Here is an 18,039-nt window from a genome sequence, read left to right as displayed (position 1 = left end):
CGGACCACGCACTGCGGCTGGGGACTGCGGGCGGCGGGGCGGGGCTGCGGACCGCCGGCCGCGATGGATTCCACGATACGTGGGGGTGCTCACACCCCCCACACAGCAGCCGCGGTCCCCTTCCTCAGGGAACCGCGGCTGCGGCGACGTACACACGACTACTTGTCGTCGTCCTCGCGCTTGAGCGCCTCGAGCGCCCGCTTGGTGATCTCTTCCACCGGACCCAGCGACGAGATCGTGACGACCAGTCCCTGCGCCTTGTAGTAGTCGATGATCGGCTCGGTCTGGGTGTGGTAGACCTCGAGCCGCTTGCGGACGGTGTCCTCGGAGTCGTCGTCACGCTGGTACAGCTCGCCACCGCAGACGTCGCAGACGCCTTCCTTGGCGGCGGGCTTGTACGTCACGTGGAAGACGTGCGCGGAGTCGTTGCGGCAGATGCGCCGGCCGGCGATCCGCTTGACGACCTCCTCCTCGGGCACTTCGAGGTCGAGTACCGCGTCCAGCTTGATGCTCTCGGTGTTGAGAACCTCGTCCAGCGCCTCGGCCTGCGAGACGTTGCGCGGGAAACCGTCCAGCAGGAAGCCGTTCCTGGCGTCGGGCTGCTCCATGCGGTCCTTGGCCATGGCGATGGTCACCTCGTCGGGGACGAGGTTGCCGGCGTCCATGTAGGACTTCGCGAGTTTCCCGAGCTCCGTCTGCTGGCTGATGTTGGCGCGGAACAGGTCGCCCGTGGAGATGTGGGGCACGCCCAGTTTCGCGGCGAGCAGCGTTGCCTGCGTTCCCTTACCGGCACCCGGCGGCCCGACGAGGACGATTCGCATCAGCGGAGGAACCCTTCGTAATTGCGCTGCTGGAGCTGGCTCTCGATCTGCTTCACCGTCTCCAGTCCGACACCCACGATGATCAGGATGCTGGTACCGCCGAACGGGAAGTTCTGGCTTGCCCCGAAGCCAACCAACGCCATCGTCGGGACGAGAGCAATCAGGCCCAAGTACAGCGAACCCGGCCAGGTGATCCGGTTGAGTACGTAGCTCAGGTACTCAGCGGTCGGTCGGCCAGCCCGGATGCCCGGGATGAAGCCACCATACTTCTTCATGTTGTCGGCGACTTCCTCGGGGTTGAAGGAGATCGCCACATAGAAGAACGCGAAGAAAACGATCAGCAAGAAGTACATGCTGATGTAAATCGGGTGGTCACCCTTGGTCAGGTTCTGCTCGATCCAGGTCTTCCAGCTGGAATTGCCCCCGGCGAACTGCGCCACGAGTGCCGGAATGTAGAGCAGCGAGGAAGCGAAGATGACGGGGATCACACCCGCCTGGTTGACCTTGAGCGGAATGTAGGTCGACGTACCGCCGTAGGAACGACGGCCGATCATGCGCTTCGCGTACTGGACGGGGATACGGCGCTGAGCCTGCTCGACGAAGACCACCAGCGCGACCATGACCAGACCGACGAGGATGACGGTGCTGAACTCGATCCAGCCGCCGGCCAGGGTGCCCTGCTTCTTGATGGCCCACAGCGCGGACGGGAAGGTCGCGGCGATCGAGATGAACATCAGGATCGACATGCCGTTGCCGATACCGCGGTCGGTGATCAGCTCACCCAGCCACATGACGACGGCCGTACCGGCGGTCATGCAGATGACCATCGTGACGGTGGTGAAGATCGCGCGGTCCGGGACGATGCTCGACGCGACCGTACAGCCGGAGAACAGGGCGCCACTGCGGGCGGTGGCCACCAGGCCGGTGCCCTGGAGGATGGCCAGCGCCACCGTCAGGTAACGGGTGTACTGCGTGATCTTCGCCGTGCCGGACTGACCCTCCTTCTTGAGGGCCTCCAGACGCGGGATCACCACGGTCAGCAGCTGGAGAATGATGCTCGCCGTGATGTACGGCATGATACCGAGGGCGAAGATCGTGATCTGGAGCAGCGCGCCGCCGCTGAACATGTTGACCAGACCGAAGAGGCCCTGGTTGCCGGATGCCTCGTCCACGCACTGCTGAACGGACTTGTAGTCGACGCCCGGGATCGGAATGTGGGTACCGAGCCGGTAGACCACAATGATCGCGAGCGTGAAGAGCAGCTTCTTGCGCAGGTCGGGCGTCCTGAACGCCCGGGCGAACGCGGTGAGCACGGTGCCTCCTGCGACCCCCGCGCGACTGCGTCAAGGGTGACGGTCTTGAGATTCCGATGGAATGACGACTAGTGAACGGTCATCTGCCGCTCAGAGTGCCCCATGTGGAGCACCCAGGAAAGTGGGCAGTGCAGGCCACCTTACCGGCGACACTGCCCCCCTAGGAACGACCAACCGGGGATACCCCATTTGTGGGGTATCCCCGGTCGGGATCGTTCAAGTCATCGAGACGCCTGAGTGGGTCAGACGAGCTCGGTGACGGTGCCGCCGGCAGCGGTGATCTTCTCCTTGGCGGAGCCGGAGACGGCGTCGACCGTCACCTGCAGCGCCACGGAGATCTCGCCCTGGCCGAGGACCTTGACGAGGCTGTTCTTGCGAACGGCACCCTTGGCCACCAGACCCTCGACGGTGACCTCGCCACCCTCGGGGTAGAGCGCGGCCAGCTTGTCGAGGTTCACGACCTGGAACTCGGTCTTGAACGGGTTCTTGAAGCCCTTCAGCTTCGGAAGACGCATGTGGAGGGGCATCTGGCCACCCTCGAAGCGCTCCGGAACCTGGTAACGGGCCTTCGTACCCTTGGTACCACGACCGGCCGTCTTACCCTTCGACGCCTCACCACGACCGACACGGGTCTTGGCGGTCTTGGCGCCCGGGGCGGGACGAAGGTTGTGGATCTTGAGCGGGTTCTGCTCACCCATGATCAGTCGACCTCCTCGACCGTCACGAGGTGGCGGACGGTGTGCACCATGCCGCGGAACTCGGGGCGGTCCTCCTTGACGACCTGCGTGTTGATGCCCTTGAGACCAAGGGAACGCAGGGTGTCACGGTGGTTCTGCTTGCTGCCGATGTACGACTTCACCTGCGTGATCTTGAGCTGCGCCATTACGCACCAGCCCCGGCACGCGCACGGAGAAGAGCCGCGGGAGCGACGTCCTCGAGGGGCAGACCACGGCGGGCCGCGATCTCCTCGGGACGCTGCAGGCCCTTCAGGGCCTCCACGGTCGCGTGCACGATGTTGATCGCGTTGTCGGAGCCGAGCGACTTCGACAGCACGTCGTGGATACCGGCGCACTCGAGCACGGCACGCACCGGGCCACCGGCGATAACGCCGGTACCGGGGGACGCGGGCTTGAGCAGCACGACGCCGGCAGCCTTCTCACCCTGGATCGGGTGCGGGATGGTGCCCTGGATACGGGGGACCTTGAAGAAGTGCTTCTTGGCCTCCTCAACACCCTTGGCGATGGCGGCCGGCACCTCCTTGGCCTTGCCGTAACCGACACCCACGGTGCCGTCACCGTCGCCCACCACGACCAGCGCGGTGAAGCTGAAGCGACGACCACCCTTCACAACCTTGGCGACGCGGTTGATCGCGACGACACGCTCGACGTAAGCGGTCTTCTCGGCGGCAGCTGCGCCGCCGTCACGGCCCTTCCGGTCCCGCCGCTCGCCGCCACCGGCACCGCTTCCACGGCGCTGGGGTCCAGCCATTGGAATTACCTCTCTCTGTTTCCGCTAGCTACGGAACCGGCTCAGAACTTCAGACCGGCTTCGCGGGCGGCGTCCGCCAGGGCGGCGATGCGCCCGGCGTACTGGTTGCCACCACGGTCGAATACGACAGCCTCGACGCCCGCGGCCTTGGCACGCTCGGCGACAAGCGCGCCGACCTGCTTGGCCTGGGCCGACTTGTCACCCTCGTTACCGCGGATCGAGGTGTCCAGAGTGGACGCCGACGCAAGGGTGTGCCCCTTGAGGTCGTCGATCACCTGGGCCACGATGTGGCGGTTGGAGCGGGTAACGACCAGGCGGGGACGCTCGGCCGTGCCACCGATCCGCTTGCGGATCCGGATGTGACGGCGCTTGATCGCGGCGCGCTTGTAGGCGTCGCCCTTCAGGATCTTCTGTCCGTATGCCATGGCTTACTTACCCGCCTTTCCGACCTTGCGGCGGATGACTTCGCCCTCGTACTTGACACCCTTGGCCTTGTACGGGTCGGGCTTGCGCAGCTTGCGGATGTTGGCCGCAACCTCGCCGACCTTCTGCTTGTCGATGCCCTCGACCTGGAAGCGGGTCGGGGTCTCCACCTTGAAGGTGATTCCCTCGGGCGCCTCGACGGTGATCGGGTGGCTGTAGCCGAGCGCGAACTCGAGGTTCGAGCCCTTGGCCGTAACGCGGTAACCGACACCGCTGATCTCGAGCTTCTTCACGTAACCCTGGGTCACGCCGGTGATCATGTTCGCCACCAGCGTGCGGGACAGGCCGTGCAGGGCCTTGTTCTGACGCTCGTCGTTCGGACGGGTGACGTTGAGCACGCCATCCTCACCCTTGACGATGTCGATCGGCGCAACCACGGTGTGGGTCAGCGAGCCCTTGGGGCCCTTGACCGAGACCGTGCGGCCATCGATGGTGACGTCCACGCCGGCGGGAACCGTGATGGGGAGCTTGCCAATACGCGACATAGCTGTTTCCTCCGTTCCCTTCCGCTACCAGACGTAGGCGAGGACTTCCCCACCCACGCCCTTCTTGCCGGCCTGCTTGTCGGTGAGGAGACCGTGAGACGTGGAGATGATCGCCACGCCGAGGCCGCCGAGCACCTTCGGCAGGTTGGTGGACTTCGCGTAAACCCGGAGACCGGGCTTGGAAATCCGCTTGATGCCCGCGATGGAGCGCTCACGGTTGGGGCCGAACTTCAGCTCCAGGACGAGGTTCTTGCCGACCTCGGCGTCCTCGACCTTCCAGCCCGTGATGAAGCCCTCCTGCTGGAGGATCTCCGCGATGTGAGACTTGATCTTCGATGCCGGCATCGTCACGGAGTCGTGGTATGCCGAGTTCGCGTTCCGCAGACGCGTAAGCATGTCTGCGATCGGATCAGTCATGGTCATGAATTGGCCTTCGGCCTCTCTCGCCGGGGTTTCCTGGTGCGCCATCCCTCTCCCCGATCCGGGACGGGACGGGTGCGGCGCGGTGGACCTACGGCGTAGTAAGTCGTACGGGCGGCAATCAGGCGCCCAACCCTCCAAGACTAAGCCATGAAGAGGTGGGCACCTGACACGCCCAGTGCTTACCGAGAGCCCTTGGTATCCCTAGATTTAGGGGATTACCAGGAGCTCTTGGTCACGCCCGGCAGCTCGCCACGGTGAGCCATCTCACGAAGGCACACGCGGCACAGGCCGAACTTGCGGTACACGGAGTGGGGACGGCCGCAGCGCTGGCAGCGCGTGTAGCCACGCACGCCGAACTTGGGCTTGCGAGCAGCCTTCGCGATGAGAGCCTTCTTCGCCATCTCGCTCACGCCTCCTTGAAGGGGAAGCCGAGGTGACGAAGGAGCGCACGGCCCTCAGCGTCGTTGGTCGCCGTGGTCACCACGGTGATGTCCATACCCCGGGTGCGGTCGATCTTGTCCTGGTCGATCTCGTGGAACATGACCTGCTCCGTGAGACCGAAGGTGTAGTTGCCACGGCCGTCGAACTGCTTGGGGGACAGGCCGCGGAAGTCGCGGATGCGCGGCAGCGCGAGCGACAGGGTGCGGTCCAGGAACTCCCACATGCGGTCGCCACGAAGCGTGACGTGGGCACCGATCGGCTGGCCCTCACGCAGCTTGAACTGCGCGATGGACTTGCGGGCCTTGGTGACCTGCGGCTTCTGGCCGGTGATCGTGGTGAGGTCGCGGATGGCGCCCTCGATCAGCTTGGAGTCGCGGGCGGCGTCGCCCACACCCATGTTGACCACGATCTTCACGAGGCCGGGGATCTGCATGACGTTCTCGTACTTGAACTCGTCACGCAGCTTGCCCGCGATCTCCTCGCGGTACTTCGTCTTGAGACGCGGGGTGGTGGTGGTAGCCATCAGATGTCCTCACCCGTCCGCTTGGCAACGCGGATCTTGTTGCCCTCGTCGTCGAAGCGGTAACCGACACGCGTGACGACCTTGTTGCCGTCCTTCTCCACGACCAGCTGAACGTTGGAAACGTGGATGGGGGCCTCGGTGGTCACGATGCCGCCGGCCTGGGAACCGCTGGCGGTCGGGCCGGCCTTCGTGTGCTTCTTGACCCGGTTGACACCCTCGACCAGGACACGGTCCTCGCGGGGGAAGGCCGCGATGACCTTGCCCTGCTTGCCCTTGTCCTTACCGGTGATGACCTGGACCAGGTCGCCCTTCTTGATCTTCATGCTTACAGCACCTCCGGCGCGAGCGAGATGATCTTCATGAACTTCTTCTCGCGCAGCTCACGGCCGACAGGGCCGAAGATACGGGTGCCACGAGGGTCGCCGTCGTTCTTCAGAATGACGGCGGCGTTCTCGTCGAAGCGGATGTACGAGCCGTCCGGACGGCGGCGCTCCTTGACGGTGCGAACGATGACGGCCTTGACGACGTCACCCTTCTTCACGTTGCCGCCGGGGATCGCGTCCTTGACGGTGGCGACGATGACGTCACCGATGCCCGCGTAGCGGCGACCGGAGCCACCGAGCACACGGATGCAAAGGATCTCCTTCGCACCAGTGTTGTCGGCGACACGCAGTCGCGACTCCTGCTGGATCACGTCTATCTCCTGGTTGTCTGCCGGTTCCCGGGGCGGTTCGCACTGCGGCGAACCGCCCCGAGCCTGGCGGAACTATTCCTAGGGGGTCCCCCTAGGAGGGATTACTTGGCCTTCTCGAGGATCTCGACGACGCGCCAGCGCTTCGTCGCAGACAGCGGCCGGGTCTCCGCGAGGAGGACACGGTCGCCGACGCCGGCGGCGTTCTGCTCGTCGTGGGCCTTGAGCTTGTTCGTACGGCGGATGACCTTGCCGTACAGCGCGTGCTTGACACGGTCCTCGACGGCGACGACGACGGTCTTGTCCATCTTGTCGCTGACGACGAGACCCTCACGGGTCTTGCGGAAACCGCGCGCCTCGGTGTTCTCAGTCACGTTGCTCTCGCTCATCAGGCGCTCTCCACCGTCTCGATGCCCAGCTCGCGCTCACGCATCAGGGTGTAGATCCGCGCGATGTCCTTACGGACGGCCTTGAGCCGACCGTGGTTCTCGAGCTGACCCGTCGCCGCCTGGAAGCGGAGGTTGAACAGCTCTTCCTTGGCCTCGCGGAGCTTCGCAAGAAGCTCCTCGTTGCCCAGCTCGCGCAGCTCGGACGCCTTGGTACCGGCCGACATCACGCTTCACCTGCCTCGCGCTTGACGATCCGGCACTTCATCGGCAGCTTGTGGGCTGCGCGAGTGAGGGCCTCACGGGCGATCTTCTCGTTGGGGTAGGACAGCTCGAACATGACCCGACCCGGGTGCACGTTCGCGATCCACCACTCCGGAGAACCCTTACCGGAACCCATGCGGGTCTCGGCAGGCTTCTTCGTCAGGGGACGGTCCGGGTAGATGTTGATCCAGACCTTGCCGCCACGCTTGATGTGGCGGGTCATGGCGATACGGGCCGCCTCGATCTGGCGGTTGGTCACGTACGCCGGCGTGAGGGCCTGGATGCCGTACTCGCCGAACGCAACCGTCGTGCCGCCCTTGGCCTGACCACGGCGCTTCGGGTGGTGCTGCTTGCGGTGCTTGACCCTACGGGGGATCAGCATGTCGGTCAGGCCTCCGTTCCGGTGCTCTCAGCCGGAGCGGCGGCGGGAGCGTCGGCCTTGGGGGCCTCGGCAGCCGGAGCCGTCTGCGGCTTACGACCGCGACCGCCACGCTCGCCACCGCGGCCACCACGGCCGGCCGGGCGGTCAGCGCCGCCACGGGCCGGGCGGTTGCCCGCGCGGGCAGCAGCGTTCTCGGCGCGGACCTCGGCGATGTTCTTGACGTCGCCCTTGTAGATCCAGACCTTCACACCGATACGGCCGAAGGTCGTCTTGGCCTCGAAGAAGCCGTAGTCCACGTTCGCGCGGAGCGTGTGCAGGGGCACACGGCCCTCGCGGTAGAACTCCGAGCGGGACATCTCGGCGCCACCGAGGCGGCCACCGCACTGGATCTTGATGCCCTTGGCGCCGGCCTTCATGGCGGACTGCATGCTCTTGCGCATGGCCCGACGGAAGGAGACGCGGGAGGAGAGCTGCTCGGCGACGGCCTGGGCAACCAGCTGAGCGTCGGTCTCGGGGTTCTTGACCTCGAGGATGTTCAGCTGGACCTGCTTGCCCGTGAGCTTCTCGAGGTCACCGCGGATGCGGTCGGCCTCGGCGCCACGGCGGCCGATGACGATGCCCGGACGAGCGGTGTGGATGTCCACACGCACGCGGTCACGGGTGCGCTCGATCTCAACCTTCGAGATGCCGGCGCGCTCCATGCCGGACGTCATCATCCGACGGATGGCGACGTCTTCCTTGACGTAGTCCTTGTACAGCTTGTCGGCGTACCAACGCGACTTGAAGTCGGTCGTGACACCGAGCCGGAACCCGTGCGGGTTTACCTTCTGGCCCATTACCGGGTTCCTTCCTTGCTGCTGACGACCACGGTGATGTGGCTGGTCCGCTTGCGGATCCGGTAGGCACGGCCCTGGGCACGCGGACGGAACCGCTTCAGGGTCGGGCCCTCGTCGACGTACGCCTCGGAGATGTAGAGGCTGTCGGCGTCAGTGTGGTCGTAGTTGTGCGCGGCGTTGGCAATGGCGCTGTCCAGCACCTTGCCGACCGGCACGCTCGCGGCCTGCGGGGCGAAACGCAGGACCGCCTGAGCCTCCGTGGCATCCATGCCACGGATAAGGTCCACCACGCGGCGGGCCTTCATGGGCGTGACGCGGATGTACCGCGCCTGGGCCCTGGCTTCCATGGTTGTCCTTCCAGTGTCTGTCATGGTCAATCCACCCCGCTACTAGCGGCGCTTCGACTTCCGGTCGTCCTTGACGTGACCCCGGAAGGTGCGCGTCGGCGAGAACTCGCCGAGCTTGTGGCCGACCATCGACTCGGTGACAAACACCGGGATGTGGGTCTTGCCGTTGTGCACCGCGATCGTGTGGCCGAGCATGGCCGGGATGATCATCGAGCGACGGGACCAGGTCTTGATGACGTTCTTGGTGCCGGCTTCGTTCTGTACGTCCACCTTCTTGATCAGGTGGTCGTCGACGAAGGGCCCCTTCTTGAGACTGCGCGGCATCTAAACCCGCTCCTAGCGCTTCTTGTTCGTCTTGCGGCGGCGGACGATGTACTTGTTCGAAGCCTTCTTCGGCGAACGAGTACGACCCTCCTTCTGACCCCACGGCGAGACCGGGTGACGACCACCGGAGGTCTTGCCTTCACCACCACCGTGCGGGTGGTCAACCGGGTTCATCGCCACACCGCGAACGGTCGGGCGGACGCCCAGCCAGCGCTTGCGGCCGGCCTTGCCCCAGTTGATGTTGCTCTGCTCGGCGTTGCCGACCTCGCCGACCGTGGCGCGGCAGCGCTGGTCGACCAGGCGGATCTCACCGGAGGGCATGCGGAGGTGGGCCATGGTGCCCTCCTTCGCGAGCAGCTGCACCGAGGCACCGGCGGAGCGGGCGAACTTGGCGCCGCCACCGGGACGGATCTCGATCGCGTGGATCGTGGTACCGACCGGGATGTTGCGGAGCGCCAGGTTGTTGCCCGGCTTGATGTCGGCCCCAGGACCGTTCTCGACGCGGTCACCCTGCTGCAGGTTGCGCGGGGCGAGGATGTAGCGCTTCTCGCCGTCCGCGTAGTGCAGCAGCGCGATGCGCGCGGTGCGGTTGGGGTCGTACTCGATGTGCGCGACCTTCGCCGGCACGCCGTCCTTGTCGTGACGACGGAAGTCGATCACACGGTAGGCGCGCTTGTGTCCGCCACCCTGGTGGCGAACGGTCACACGACCGGCGTTGTTACGGCCGCCCTTGCTGTGCAGCGGGCGGACCAGCGACTTCTCCGGCGTGGACCGCGTGACCTCGACGAAGTCGGCAACGCTGGAGCCACGACGGCCCGGCGTAGTCGGCTTGTACTTGCGGATTCCCATTTCTCAGTCCTCGTCCGATATCGGACGATCCGACCCGCTTACGCGGTCGGACCGCCGAAGATGTCGATACGGTCGCCCTCGGCGAGGGTCACGATCGCGCGCTTGGTGTCGGCACGCTTGCCGAAACCGCTCTTGGTGCGCTTGCGCTTGCCCTGGCGGTTGATCGTGTTGACCCCGGTGACCTTGACCGAGAAGACCGCCTGGACGGCCTCCTTGATCTGGGTCTTGTTGGAGCCCGGCGCCACGACGAAGGTGTACTTGCCCTCGTCGAGCAGCGCGTAGCTCTTCTCCGAGACGACCGGCTTGAGGAGCACGTCACGGGGGTCCGTGAAGGACTTGCTCAGCGGCGTCTCGACGGTGTTCTTGCCCTCGGTGGCGTGGCGCTTCGCCTTGGCGACGCGCGCGGCCTTGGCGGCCTTGGCGGCCTTCGAGGCGATGCTCGGGTGACGCGTAGCCATCAGGCTTCGCTCCCTTCGGTGTCAGCGGCCTTGGGGCCAGACACGAAGGACTCGAACGCGGCCTGGGTGAAGACCACGTCGTCCGAGACGAGAACGTCGTACGTGTTCAGCTGGCCCGGCTCCAGGATGTGGACCTGGGGCAGGTTGCGGGCGGACAGCCACGCGGCCTCGTCGGTGCGCTCGGCGACCAGGAGCAGGTTCTTGCGCTCCGAGATCTTGCCGAGCAGCGTCTTCGCGGCCTTGGTGGAGATGTCGCCGTCGACCACGCCGGAAACGACGTGGATGCGGTTGTGGCGCGCCCGGTCGGTGAGGGCGTGGCGCAGGGCCGCGGCCTTCATCTTCTTGGGGGTGCGCTGCGAGTAGTCGCGCGGCACGGGACCGTGCACGACGCCACCACCGGCGAACTGCGGCGCGCGGGTCGAGCCCTGACGGGCGCGACCGGTGCCCTTCTGGCGGTAAGGCTTCTTGCCACCGCCGCGGACCTCGCCACGCGTCTTGGTCTTGTGGGTGCCCTGGCGGGCAGCGGCCAGCTGCGCGACGACGACCTGGTGGATCAGCGGGATGCTGATCTTCTCCACGTCGAAGATCTCCGCGGGGAGCTCGACCGTACCGGCCTTGTCGCCGGCAGGCGACAGGATGTCAACAGTGCTCATCGGTTACCTCAGGCCCCCTTGGCCGCGGTGCGGACCAGGACGAGGCCGCCGTTCGGACCGGGAACCGCGCCCTTGATGAGCAGCAGACCCTTCTCCGCGTCAACGGCGTGGACGGTCAGGTTCTGGGTGGTGACCCGCTCGTTGCCCATGCGGCCCGCCATGCGGAGGCCCTTGAACACACGGCCCGGGGTGGCGCAGCCACCGATGGAACCGGGGGAGCGGTGCTTGCGCTGGGTGCCGTGACCGGCGCCGAGGCCCTTGAAGTTGTGACGCTTCATGACACCGGCGAAGCCCTTGCCCTTGCTCTTGCCGGTCACGTCCACCTTGATGCCGGCCTCGAACACCTCAGCGGTGATCTCCTGGCCGAGGGTGTACTCGCTGGCGTCAGCGGTACGGATCTCGACGAGGTGGCGACGGGGGGTGACGTCGGCCTTCGCGAAGTGGCCCTTGAGGGGCTTGTTCACCTTGCGCGGGTCGATCTCGCCGAACGCGATCTGGACGGACTCGTAGCCGTCGACGTCGTTCGTGCGGACCTGGGTGACGACGTTGGGGCCGGCCTTGACGACGGTGACCGGAACAACACGGTTGTTCTCGTCCCACACCTGCGTCATGCCGAGCTTCTCGCCCAGGATGCCCTTGATCTGCTTAGCCATTCTCAGATCACCGATCCCTAGAGCTTGATCTCGATGTCGACACCGGCCGGGAGGTCGAGTCGCATCAGAGAGTCAACGGTCTTGGGCGTGGGGTCGAGGATGTCGATGAGGCGCTTGTGCGTGCGCATCTCGAAGTGCTCGCGAGAGTCCTTGTACTTGTGCGGCGACTTGATGACGCAGTACACGTTCTTCTCAGTGGGCAGCGGCACCGGGCCCGCGACCGACGCACCAGTGCGGGTCACCGTCTCGACGATCTTCTTCGCCGAGGAGTCGATGACCTCGTGGTCGTAGGCCTTGAGCCGGATGCGGATCTTCTGTCCCGCCATGGCTACTCAGTAGTCCTTTGTCTCGATATAACGCTCTGGCACCCGAGGGTTCGCGTCCTGACCTCCGACCCACGCGGTCGGGTGTGTCGCGCTCCTGCCGACAGGGATGTCCATTACGGATTTCCCTACCAGGGACGCGGCTCCGCCCGAAAGCAACCGCAGGACCGGGGATGTAGACACCCACCGGGCGCCTGGTCCGCACCCCGCTGACACTTCCCGGAAGATTCCCGTACGTCCGCCCCAGCGCTGCCTCACGACAGATTGGGCGACGAGTACTGTGGGACTCGCTTCCAGTCCTCCCGACGGGAGGCGCGCAGCATCGGCACTCGACCGAGCAACTCCGACAGTCTGCCATAAGCGACAGGCACCTGGCCAATCGAGCCGGAGAGAATACCCCCGAAGTGACGCAGGTCAAACACGGGCCGAGTCGGCGGCGGGGATCTGCGACATCCCGGCCGGGACTGCGGTCGCGCGGTCGCCGAGAGTGCCTGCCGGGCCCGCGGTCGTCCGGTCGCCGAGAGCGACCGCCTGGCCCGGTGCGTGCGGGCAGCGCCAGATGCAGTAACCGCAGGGCGGTGGCTCGGCGCCGTCGGGCCGGCTGCCGTTGCCCTGCGCGGACTGACCAGCGGATTCGGGCGGGTCGAGGTGGGCGAAGGCGCCTCTGCCGCTGTGCCGTGACAACTTGTAGCGCTCTATCGCCTGCCTGCGGAGCCTGCGCCTGACCCGGTAGAGCAGCAGACCCTCCTTGCTCTGGAGAAAACCGCTCAGACACCGTTCGAACGCCGCATCGAACGCCGACAGCGCCGCTTGCAGACCCGGGAGATACCTGCCGACACCGATCTCGGAAGGCCTCGGCGGCTCGGGGCCCACGGTGTCGATCCGCTCACCGAGCTCACGCAGCACCTTGCGGAAGTCCTTCACGGCATCCCGGTACACGGAGCACTCCCAGTTCAGCCCGTCACCCCCCAGGGCGGACTCCCCGTTCAGCGCATCGAGCAGCTGTCGGCTCTGCTGCGTCTCCTCGTCGAACAGCGCCACCCGTCGGGCTGCCGTCAGGGCGCTCCCGGAGGTCACCCCGCGCCGCTCCTCCAGTGCACGGGCGCAGCTCTCGACCGCGGCTTCGGCCACACCCCGGCTACGCCCCCAGGCGGCTGCCAGAGTCATCAGCGGTTCGCTGTAGCGTCTGCTCGCCCGCCGCGCGCCCGCCTGGAGCGACACATAGGCCACCCACACCGTTCCCGCAGTGGTGATGAGAGCCACGAGTGCCTCGCCCAGCACGGTCCCCCCTACCTACAGCCGAGCCACGCCACTGTCGCTTCCGTTCATGGTAGGCACACCGAACGCGCCCGGGACAGAGGGCAGTTGGCGCGCCGGTCGGGACGGACCGCCGGCTGTCGGGCCGGCCGCCGTGAACCCGTCCGAGGGCTGCGGGTAACAACGGGCGTATCCGACCGACGGCAGACACGGAGACCGCGTGAACAGCCCCCCTGGCAGACGTGACGAGGACGCCTCCGTCATCGCCGACTCCCTGACCCGGCCCGAGGCGTTCGGGGAGCTCTACCACCGGCACGCGGCGGTGATCCACCGGTACGCGGCCCGCCGGCTCGGCGAGGACGCGGCCGAGGACATCACCGCCGAGACCTTCCTGGCCGCGTTCCGCACCCGCGGGCGCTACGACGTCTCGCGCGCCAGCGCCCGCCCCTGGCTGTACGGGATCGCCGCCAACCTCATCGGCAAGCAGCGCCGCACCGAGGTACGGGCACTCAAGGCCCTGGCCCGCACGGGACACGACCCCGTGGCCGACTCCTGGACCGACCGCAGCGACAGCCGCGTCACCGCCGAGGCCGCGCAGAGCCGGCTGGCCGGCGCGCTCGCCGGTCTCTCCCGGGGCGACCGGGACGTCCTGCTGCTGATCGCCTGGGCCGACCTCGGCTACCAGGAAGTCGCCGAGGCACTGTCCATCCCGGTCGGCACGGTGCGCTCCCGCCTCAACCGGGCCCGCCGCAAGGTCCGCCTGGCCCTCGGTGACGTGGACCCCACGTTCGCACACGACACCCGGGAGGTGATCGGCCATGGCTGAACCGGCGATGGAGGAGATGACAGCGGTACGACGGCTGCGCGACGACGCTCCCGTACCCGACCACGCCCGGCTCACCCCGGCCCGCCAGCGGCTCCTGGACGAGATCGCCCGCCCCCGGCGCAGCCACGGCAGCTGGCAGCTCAGGGCGCTCGGCGCGGTCGCCGCGGTGGTGGCCGCGGCCCTGCTCTCCACGCTGACGCTGCGGGGGGAGCACACGGCACCCGTCAAGCCGACGGCCCCGATCGGTCCAGGCCGGTGGGTGTACGTGGAGTACCGGTACGCCGAGTGCAAGACGGACGTGATCGGGCCGGGGTGCAGCGAGGTCGCCGAGCTCTATCTGGACCCCCAAGGGGATCCGTGTGCAACGAATCCGGTCAGGTCCCACAACGGAGAGGAGTGGAACCGCTACGACGGCCGGAAGCAGGCCTTCGTGGGCTCGAACGGTGCCGCCGTGGACGTACATGACCGCCCCACCGGTAGCCTCCTGTCGCCCAAGGCCGACGACGCGTTGCTGGCGGACCTGCCCGACGACCCCGACGCCGCGCTGCGGCTGATCCTCGAGCGGTCCCCCCTCGACCTCTACGTCTACAAGAAAAGGCAGACCCAGGCCCAGCGCGACTTCGACCACGTCGTCGACGTTCTCTGCGGAGCCACGACCGTCCCCGCCGACAAGGCCCGCACGATCCACCGCGTCCTCACCGGACTCGCCGGAGCCATCGAGCCCGTCAGCACGACCGACGGCGCGGGGCGCAAGGTCCTGGCGTTCGGCGTGGACGGCAACTTCCGCGACTACGCGTGGGAGCGCAACAGCAGGCAGGTACTGCTCGACCCGGAGACCTTCGCGTTCCGAGGTGTCCGCTGGGTGGCCGGACTGGACTACTACGCGGGCAGCAAGGCCGCCGGCGACCCGTTCGTCCCGAAGGGCGCGGTCGTCGGCATGGCCACCCGTCTCCGTACCGTCGTCGTGGACAAGGCGGGCGAACGCGGCTGAAGGAATCAGGCCTGGGCGGCAAAGCCGACGAACGCCGTCCAGGCCTTGGGGGCCATCTCCAGACGGGCACCGCCCGGGTTCTTGGAGTCGCGGACGTGGATCTTGGTGGGGGTGGGGGCTATCTCGACGCAGTCGTTTCCGTTGCTGCTGTCGCTGTAGCTGCTCTTGAACCAAACAAGGTCCGAGGCGATCTCGGCGGAGCTCATGTGGATCACGTTTCTCCCAGCGCTTGCTCGATGAAGGCCATTGACTCCCCCGGCGTAAGCGCCTGGGCCCGGATGATGCCGTATCGCAGTTCCAGAACCCGGATATGCCGTGGGTCGGAGACGGGACGCCCGGCGAACTCATCGTCCGTGCGGCCGACGGCAGTACCGTCTCCGAACTTCAGGACCTGAATCCGCCCACCCGTGCCCGGGTGATTGGCGCGACTCGTCGGCATCACCTGGAACTCCACATACGGCAACTGGGCTACGTCCAGCATGTGTTCGAGCTGTCGGCGCAGCACCATTGTGCCCCCGACGGGTCGGCGCAATGTCACCTCTTCCTGGACGAAGCTGAACTCCGGGGCCGGGGACCGATCGAAGACGGATTTCCTGGCCACCCTCGCGGCAACCATCCGCTCCAAGTCGTCCAGCGAGTAGGCCGGTCGCCACGTCCCGAGCAGCGCGCGAGCGTACTCGGGCGTCTGCAACAACCCATGGATGTTGTGGTTGCTGTAAAGCAGCAGCTCGACCGCCCGCTCCTCCAGCATCTTCAGTTCGCGCACCTTCTTCGGGTACCGGGCCTTCTCCATGTCCTCCTTGAAGGCCCTGAGGCGTCCGCCGGCGTTCAGGACGTCGTCCGCGCGGTCCAGGAAGTCCGCCCGGGGGATCCGCGCCCCGCGCTCCACCTTCCGGACCAGGTCCTCCCCGTAACCGATGGCCCGCCCGAACTCGACCACCCGCATCCCGGCCGCCTCCCGCCAGAGCCTGATCTGGCGGCCGGTCGCCTCGACCACGGGGGCGATCTCGTCCTCCGGGCTGACGTCCCACCCCGGCTCGTCCGCGCTCTCGCTGCTCATACCCACCCACCTCCAACGCCCACGGTTCCCGTACGACACCCGGGACAGCCGGGACAGATCAGGACAGCGACCGGACAGTCCCTGTACGCACAGGCGTCATCGCAGCTCACGGTAGGCAGGGTCGGACACGCTGAGTGACGTGAATCAGGAAACCGCCGGGCCGCAGGCCCAACGCGTCGAACCCGTCCGCAACTTCAGCGTGCTGCTGTCCCCCACGCCACGCGGTGCCCGTCTGGCCAGGCTGCTCGCCACCGAGCAACTGCGCTCCTGGGAGCTGTCGTTGAGCCCGGCCGACCAGGTCATCGCGGAGCTCTCGAACAACGCGGCGACGCACGGCCGTGTACCGGGACGCAACTTCCGGCTCACGCTGTACGTCGTCGGCGACACCCTCCGCGTCGAGGTGACGGACACCGTGGGTGACCGTCTCCCCCGGGTCGCCCAGACGGAACCCGGCGTCGAGTCGGGCCGCGGCCTACTCCTCGTGGACGCGTTCGCGGACCGCTGGGGCGTGACACCGGGCCCCGCCCCGCGCAAGACCGTCTGGGCCGAACTGAGGCTCGGGAAACCGGAGCACGACGGACCGTGCTCCGGTGCGGCCTGCGGTCTTTTCCAAGAACCACCGGGGAGAAAGAAACCGCACCAAGCCCCACCCCTCCCGCCCACGGCACGCGCTCACTCCCGCGAGTGAATATGCCCAACTGGGCTGGATTTGAGAGGGGTTGCCTGCCCTACGCTCAGCGCGACAGATCACGACCGCAGGCATCCACAAGCAGCGACGGACCTGCGGCAGAAAATGTGACGGCCCCCGCCGGGACTAGCGATCCCAGTGCGAGGGCCTGACCACCGAGGAAGTTAGGCCCTTCCTGATGGACACCGAAAACCCTAGCGCGCCCACGCGCTCCCGGTCCCGTAACTCGGGCAAAAACCACCCTCACGGGCGCCCTCATTCCGGCGTCGTCCACGACAACGTCCGCCACACCAGCCACTTCACGGTGGTCGGCAACCACCTCGCCCAGCACCCTGAGTTGTCCGGACTCGCCATCGGGCTGGGCGTGTACATCCAGTCCCTCCCCACCGGCGCCCTCGTCGACATCAAGACCCTCGCCGCCCGCTTCCCCGAAGGCGCCACCCGGATCGCCACCGCCCTGCGCGAGCTGGAGACCCACGGCTATCTGCGCCGCACACGCGAACGCTCGCCCGACGGCCGGATCGTCACCCGCACGGTCTCCTGCAACCGCCCCGGACACCACGGCACGGCAGACACCGCCGCGGCCCCCAGACCGCCCGCCCGGCGCCCGGCCCCGGCCGAACGCCCGCCCCGCAAGGCGCTCCCGGCCGTCCCGAAGCCGGCGATCCCCTCCCCCGCTCTCCTCCGGACAGCCATCGACCTCCTCGCGAGCCTGCGCCGCACGGATCCCCGCCTCCTGCTCTCCGCCACCGACGCCGAACACCTCGCCCCAGGTGTCGTCGCCTGGCTGGAGCGCGACCTCACCCCCACCGCCGTACGCCACGCCCTGACCAGGGACCTGCCTCCCGAAGACCTGCACCGCCCGGCCGCCCTCCTGGCCCACCGTCTGGCCGCCCAGCTACCGCCCCCGCCGCCGTTCCGTGCCCCCTCGCCGCCACCGGTCGTCCGGCATCCGCTCCGGAACTGCGACGGCTGCGACAGAGGGATCCGCACGGCCGAGCCCGGACTGTGCCGCGACTGCCGATCCGATCCCCCGGAGGCCGCCTAGCATGAACGTGACGATCCTTGCCCCGG

General features: G+C 67.2%; 30 protein-coding genes. 4 read left to right on the top strand and 26 right to left on the bottom strand.

The genetic code is table 11. The features are described 5' to 3' along the window. Positions 1-158: 158 nt before the first annotated feature. The 24 genes from ACZ7OY_RS18275 to ACZ7OY_RS18160 all read right to left on the bottom strand — a co-directional run bounded on the left by ACZ7OY_RS18275 (position 159) and on the right by ACZ7OY_RS18160 (position 13,424). Entirely contained in the window at positions 159-821 is a 663-nt protein-coding gene (locus ACZ7OY_RS18275; protein WP_471912285.1) for an adenylate kinase, read from the bottom strand. Beyond that, positions 821-2,134 carry a preprotein translocase subunit SecY gene (gene secY / locus ACZ7OY_RS18270; RefSeq protein WP_471912284.1) on the bottom strand — a complete coding sequence of 438 codons (1,314 nt, stop codon included), beginning with the start codon at positions 2,132-2,134 and terminating at the stop codon, positions 821-823. Before secY ends, ACZ7OY_RS18275 begins: the two co-directional genes overlap by 1 nt. A gap of 242 nt (positions 2,135-2,376) precedes the next feature. Then, a complete protein-coding gene (rplO, locus tag ACZ7OY_RS18265; RefSeq protein ID WP_043381011.1) occupies positions 2,377-2,832 on the bottom strand; it encodes a 50S ribosomal protein L15 in 456 nt (151 codons plus the stop codon). A 2-nt stretch (positions 2,833-2,834) separates the two neighbouring features. Continuing rightward, on the bottom strand, positions 2,835-3,017 hold the full coding sequence (gene rpmD / locus ACZ7OY_RS18260; protein WP_003974250.1) for a 50S ribosomal protein L30: 183 nt from the start codon (positions 3,015-3,017) through the stop codon (positions 2,835-2,837). Then, entirely contained in the window at positions 3,017-3,622 is a 606-nt protein-coding gene (gene rpsE, locus ACZ7OY_RS18255) for a 30S ribosomal protein S5 (RefSeq protein ID WP_019753099.1), read from the bottom strand. Before rpsE ends, rpmD begins: the two co-directional genes overlap by 1 nt. A gap of 41 nt (positions 3,623-3,663) precedes the next feature. Next, positions 3,664-4,047: a 50S ribosomal protein L18 gene (gene rplR, locus ACZ7OY_RS18250; RefSeq protein WP_471912283.1), complete on the bottom strand. Its 384-nt coding sequence runs from the start codon at positions 4,045-4,047 to the stop codon at positions 3,664-3,666. A gap of 3 nt (positions 4,048-4,050) precedes the next feature. Further along, a complete protein-coding gene (rplF, locus tag ACZ7OY_RS18245; RefSeq protein ID WP_317444886.1) occupies positions 4,051-4,590 on the bottom strand; it encodes a 50S ribosomal protein L6 in 540 nt (179 codons plus the stop codon). Positions 4,591-4,614: 24 nt separating this feature from the next. Continuing rightward, positions 4,615-5,013 carry a 30S ribosomal protein S8 gene (gene rpsH / locus ACZ7OY_RS18240; protein WP_007384075.1) on the bottom strand — a complete coding sequence of 133 codons (399 nt, stop codon included), beginning with the start codon at positions 5,011-5,013 and terminating at the stop codon, positions 4,615-4,617. Between the two features lie 215 nt (positions 5,014-5,228). Continuing rightward, positions 5,229-5,414, bottom strand: a complete 186-nt coding sequence (locus tag ACZ7OY_RS18235) for a type Z 30S ribosomal protein S14 (RefSeq protein ID WP_003948630.1) — start codon at positions 5,412-5,414, stop codon at positions 5,229-5,231. 5 nt (positions 5,415-5,419) lie between these two features. Beyond that, on the bottom strand, positions 5,420-5,977 hold the full coding sequence (gene rplE, locus ACZ7OY_RS18230) for a 50S ribosomal protein L5 (RefSeq protein ID WP_189958138.1): 558 nt from the start codon (positions 5,975-5,977) through the stop codon (positions 5,420-5,422). Continuing rightward, entirely contained in the window at positions 5,977-6,300 is a 324-nt protein-coding gene (gene rplX / locus ACZ7OY_RS18225) for a 50S ribosomal protein L24 (protein ID WP_033272457.1), read from the bottom strand. The genes rplE and rplX overlap by 1 nt, the downstream gene beginning before the upstream one ends. Before the next feature lie 2 nt (positions 6,301-6,302). Continuing rightward, positions 6,303-6,671 carry a 50S ribosomal protein L14 gene (rplN, locus tag ACZ7OY_RS18220; protein WP_003998823.1) on the bottom strand — a complete coding sequence of 123 codons (369 nt, stop codon included), beginning with the start codon at positions 6,669-6,671 and terminating at the stop codon, positions 6,303-6,305. A gap of 101 nt (positions 6,672-6,772) precedes the next feature. Then, positions 6,773-7,057, bottom strand: a complete 285-nt coding sequence (gene rpsQ / locus ACZ7OY_RS18215; protein WP_152888004.1) for a 30S ribosomal protein S17 — start codon at positions 7,055-7,057, stop codon at positions 6,773-6,775. Beyond that, positions 7,057-7,281: a 50S ribosomal protein L29 gene (gene rpmC, locus ACZ7OY_RS18210; RefSeq protein ID WP_003974259.1), complete on the bottom strand. Its 225-nt coding sequence runs from the start codon at positions 7,279-7,281 to the stop codon at positions 7,057-7,059. Before rpmC ends, rpsQ begins: the two co-directional genes overlap by 1 nt. Further along, complete coding sequence (gene rplP / locus ACZ7OY_RS18205) at positions 7,281-7,700, bottom strand: 50S ribosomal protein L16 (protein ID WP_004927269.1); 420 nt, start codon at positions 7,698-7,700, stop codon at positions 7,281-7,283. The genes rpmC and rplP overlap by 1 nt, the downstream gene beginning before the upstream one ends. A 5-nt stretch (positions 7,701-7,705) precedes the next feature. Further along, positions 7,706-8,536, bottom strand: coding sequence for a 30S ribosomal protein S3 (gene rpsC / locus ACZ7OY_RS18200; RefSeq protein ID WP_152888002.1), 831 nt, complete (start codon positions 8,534-8,536; stop codon positions 7,706-7,708). Then, complete coding sequence (gene rplV / locus ACZ7OY_RS18195; RefSeq protein ID WP_019329637.1) at positions 8,536-8,883, bottom strand: 50S ribosomal protein L22; 348 nt, start codon at positions 8,881-8,883, stop codon at positions 8,536-8,538. The genes rpsC and rplV overlap by 1 nt, the downstream gene beginning before the upstream one ends. Before the next feature lie 42 nt (positions 8,884-8,925). Continuing rightward, the gene (gene rpsS / locus ACZ7OY_RS18190) at positions 8,926-9,207 is read right to left on the bottom strand and encodes a 30S ribosomal protein S19 (protein ID WP_005481224.1); all 282 of its coding nucleotides are present in this window, start codon (positions 9,205-9,207) and stop codon (positions 8,926-8,928) included. Positions 9,208-9,219: 12 nt separating this feature from the next. Further along, positions 9,220-10,056, bottom strand: coding sequence for a 50S ribosomal protein L2 (gene rplB / locus ACZ7OY_RS18185; protein ID WP_030039757.1), 837 nt, complete (start codon positions 10,054-10,056; stop codon positions 9,220-9,222). 38 nt (positions 10,057-10,094) lie between these two features. After that, positions 10,095-10,514 carry a 50S ribosomal protein L23 gene (gene rplW / locus ACZ7OY_RS18180; protein ID WP_152888000.1) on the bottom strand — a complete coding sequence of 140 codons (420 nt, stop codon included), beginning with the start codon at positions 10,512-10,514 and terminating at the stop codon, positions 10,095-10,097. Then, positions 10,514-11,167, bottom strand: a complete 654-nt coding sequence (gene rplD, locus ACZ7OY_RS18175) for a 50S ribosomal protein L4 (protein ID WP_471912282.1) — start codon at positions 11,165-11,167, stop codon at positions 10,514-10,516. The genes rplW and rplD overlap by 1 nt, the downstream gene beginning before the upstream one ends. An 8-nt stretch (positions 11,168-11,175) precedes the next feature. Further along, on the bottom strand, positions 11,176-11,820 hold the full coding sequence (gene rplC / locus ACZ7OY_RS18170) for a 50S ribosomal protein L3 (protein WP_020135811.1): 645 nt from the start codon (positions 11,818-11,820) through the stop codon (positions 11,176-11,178). A gap of 17 nt (positions 11,821-11,837) precedes the next feature. Next, a complete protein-coding gene (gene rpsJ / locus ACZ7OY_RS18165; protein ID WP_003948644.1) occupies positions 11,838-12,146 on the bottom strand; it encodes a 30S ribosomal protein S10 in 309 nt (102 codons plus the stop codon). A gap of 411 nt (positions 12,147-12,557) precedes the next feature. Continuing rightward, positions 12,558-13,424 carry a hypothetical protein gene (locus ACZ7OY_RS18160; protein ID WP_471912281.1) on the bottom strand — a complete coding sequence of 289 codons (867 nt, stop codon included), beginning with the start codon at positions 13,422-13,424 and terminating at the stop codon, positions 12,558-12,560. A 196-nt stretch (positions 13,425-13,620) separates the two neighbouring features. Here ACZ7OY_RS18160 and ACZ7OY_RS18155 point away from each other — a divergent pair, with 196 nt between their 5' ends. Beyond that, complete coding sequence (locus ACZ7OY_RS18155; RefSeq protein WP_471912280.1) at positions 13,621-14,226, top strand: RNA polymerase sigma factor; 606 nt, start codon at positions 13,621-13,623, stop codon at positions 14,224-14,226. Continuing rightward, positions 14,219-15,217, top strand: coding sequence for a hypothetical protein (locus tag ACZ7OY_RS18150; protein ID WP_471912279.1), 999 nt, complete (start codon positions 14,219-14,221; stop codon positions 15,215-15,217). Before ACZ7OY_RS18155 ends, ACZ7OY_RS18150 begins: the two co-directional genes overlap by 8 nt. Positions 15,218-15,222: 5 nt before the next feature. Here ACZ7OY_RS18150 and ACZ7OY_RS18145 read toward each other — a convergent pair whose 3' ends face one another. Further along, positions 15,223-15,423, bottom strand: a complete 201-nt coding sequence (locus ACZ7OY_RS18145; protein ID WP_471912278.1) for a DUF397 domain-containing protein — start codon at positions 15,421-15,423, stop codon at positions 15,223-15,225. Between the two features lie 5 nt (positions 15,424-15,428). Continuing rightward, positions 15,429-16,277: a helix-turn-helix domain-containing protein gene (locus ACZ7OY_RS18140; RefSeq protein ID WP_471912277.1), complete on the bottom strand. Its 849-nt coding sequence runs from the start codon at positions 16,275-16,277 to the stop codon at positions 15,429-15,431. A gap of 139 nt (positions 16,278-16,416) precedes the next feature. On the opposite strand from ACZ7OY_RS18140, the gene ACZ7OY_RS18135 reads away from it, so the two are divergent. Beyond that, on the top strand, positions 16,417-16,965 hold the full coding sequence (locus ACZ7OY_RS18135; protein WP_471912276.1) for an ATP-binding protein: 549 nt from the start codon (positions 16,417-16,419) through the stop codon (positions 16,963-16,965). A gap of 178 nt (positions 16,966-17,143) precedes the next feature. After that, the gene (locus ACZ7OY_RS18130; RefSeq protein ID WP_471912275.1) at positions 17,144-18,013 is read left to right on the top strand and encodes a helix-turn-helix domain-containing protein; all 870 of its coding nucleotides are present in this window, start codon (positions 17,144-17,146) and stop codon (positions 18,011-18,013) included. Positions 18,014-18,039: the final 26 nt, after the last annotated feature.

This window comes from Streptomyces sp. NPDC107559, from assembly GCF_055657365.1.
This window is presented reverse-complemented; position numbering and strand designations above follow the sequence as displayed.

Bases quoted from the DNA above. Each gene is read 5' to 3' on its own strand.
- ACZ7OY_RS18150 (WP_471912279.1), top strand. From the start codon at position 14,219: ATGGCTGAACCGGCGATGGAGGAGATGACAGCGGTACGACGGCTGCGC.
- rpsE (WP_019753099.1), bottom strand. From the start codon at position 3,622: ATGGCTGGACCCCAGCGCCGTGGAAGCGGTGCCGGTGGCGGCGAGCGG.
- rpsJ (WP_003948644.1), bottom strand. From the start codon at position 12,146: ATGGCGGGACAGAAGATCCGCATCCGGCTCAAGGCCTACGACCACGAG.
- rplX (WP_033272457.1), bottom strand. From the start codon at position 6,300: ATGAAGATCAAGAAGGGCGACCTGGTCCAGGTCATCACCGGTAAGGAC.
- rplE (WP_189958138.1), bottom strand. From the start codon at position 5,977: ATGGCTACCACCACCACCCCGCGTCTCAAGACGAAGTACCGCGAGGAG.
- rpsS (WP_005481224.1), bottom strand. From the start codon at position 9,207: ATGCCGCGCAGTCTCAAGAAGGGGCCCTTCGTCGACGACCACCTGATC.
- rplB (WP_030039757.1), bottom strand. From the start codon at position 10,056: ATGGGAATCCGCAAGTACAAGCCGACTACGCCGGGCCGTCGTGGCTCC.
- ACZ7OY_RS18235 (WP_003948630.1), bottom strand. From the start codon at position 5,414: ATGGCGAAGAAGGCTCTCATCGCGAAGGCTGCTCGCAAGCCCAAGTTC.
- rplP (WP_004927269.1), bottom strand. From the start codon at position 7,700: ATGCTGATCCCCCGTAGGGTCAAGCACCGCAAGCAGCACCACCCGAAG.
- ACZ7OY_RS18275 (WP_471912285.1), bottom strand. From the start codon at position 821: ATGCGAATCGTCCTCGTCGGGCCGCCGGGTGCCGGTAAGGGAACGCAG.
- rpsQ (WP_152888004.1), bottom strand. From the start codon at position 7,057: ATGAGCGAGAGCAACGTGACTGAGAACACCGAGGCGCGCGGTTTCCGC.
- rplW (WP_152888000.1), bottom strand. From the start codon at position 10,514: ATGGCTACGCGTCACCCGAGCATCGCCTCGAAGGCCGCCAAGGCCGCC.
- ACZ7OY_RS18140 (WP_471912277.1), bottom strand. From the start codon at position 16,277: ATGAGCAGCGAGAGCGCGGACGAGCCGGGGTGGGACGTCAGCCCGGAG.
- rplD (WP_471912282.1), bottom strand. From the start codon at position 11,167: ATGAGCACTGTTGACATCCTGTCGCCTGCCGGCGACAAGGCCGGTACG.
- ACZ7OY_RS18130 (WP_471912275.1), top strand. From the start codon at position 17,144: ATGGACACCGAAAACCCTAGCGCGCCCACGCGCTCCCGGTCCCGTAAC.
- rplV (WP_019329637.1), bottom strand. From the start codon at position 8,883: ATGGAAGCCAGGGCCCAGGCGCGGTACATCCGCGTCACGCCCATGAAG.
- rplF (WP_317444886.1), bottom strand. From the start codon at position 4,590: ATGTCGCGTATTGGCAAGCTCCCCATCACGGTTCCCGCCGGCGTGGAC.
- rplC (WP_020135811.1), bottom strand. From the start codon at position 11,820: ATGGCTAAGCAGATCAAGGGCATCCTGGGCGAGAAGCTCGGCATGACG.
- rpmC (WP_003974259.1), bottom strand. From the start codon at position 7,281: ATGTCGGCCGGTACCAAGGCGTCCGAGCTGCGCGAGCTGGGCAACGAG.
- ACZ7OY_RS18145 (WP_471912278.1), bottom strand. From the start codon at position 15,423: ATGAGCTCCGCCGAGATCGCCTCGGACCTTGTTTGGTTCAAGAGCAGC.
- rpmD (WP_003974250.1), bottom strand. From the start codon at position 3,017: ATGGCGCAGCTCAAGATCACGCAGGTGAAGTCGTACATCGGCAGCAAG.
- rplO (WP_043381011.1), bottom strand. From the start codon at position 2,832: ATGGGTGAGCAGAACCCGCTCAAGATCCACAACCTTCGTCCCGCCCCG.
- rpsH (WP_007384075.1), bottom strand. From the start codon at position 5,013: ATGACCATGACTGATCCGATCGCAGACATGCTTACGCGTCTGCGGAAC.
- rplR (WP_471912283.1), bottom strand. From the start codon at position 4,047: ATGGCATACGGACAGAAGATCCTGAAGGGCGACGCCTACAAGCGCGCC.
- rpsC (WP_152888002.1), bottom strand. From the start codon at position 8,536: ATGGGCCAGAAGGTAAACCCGCACGGGTTCCGGCTCGGTGTCACGACC.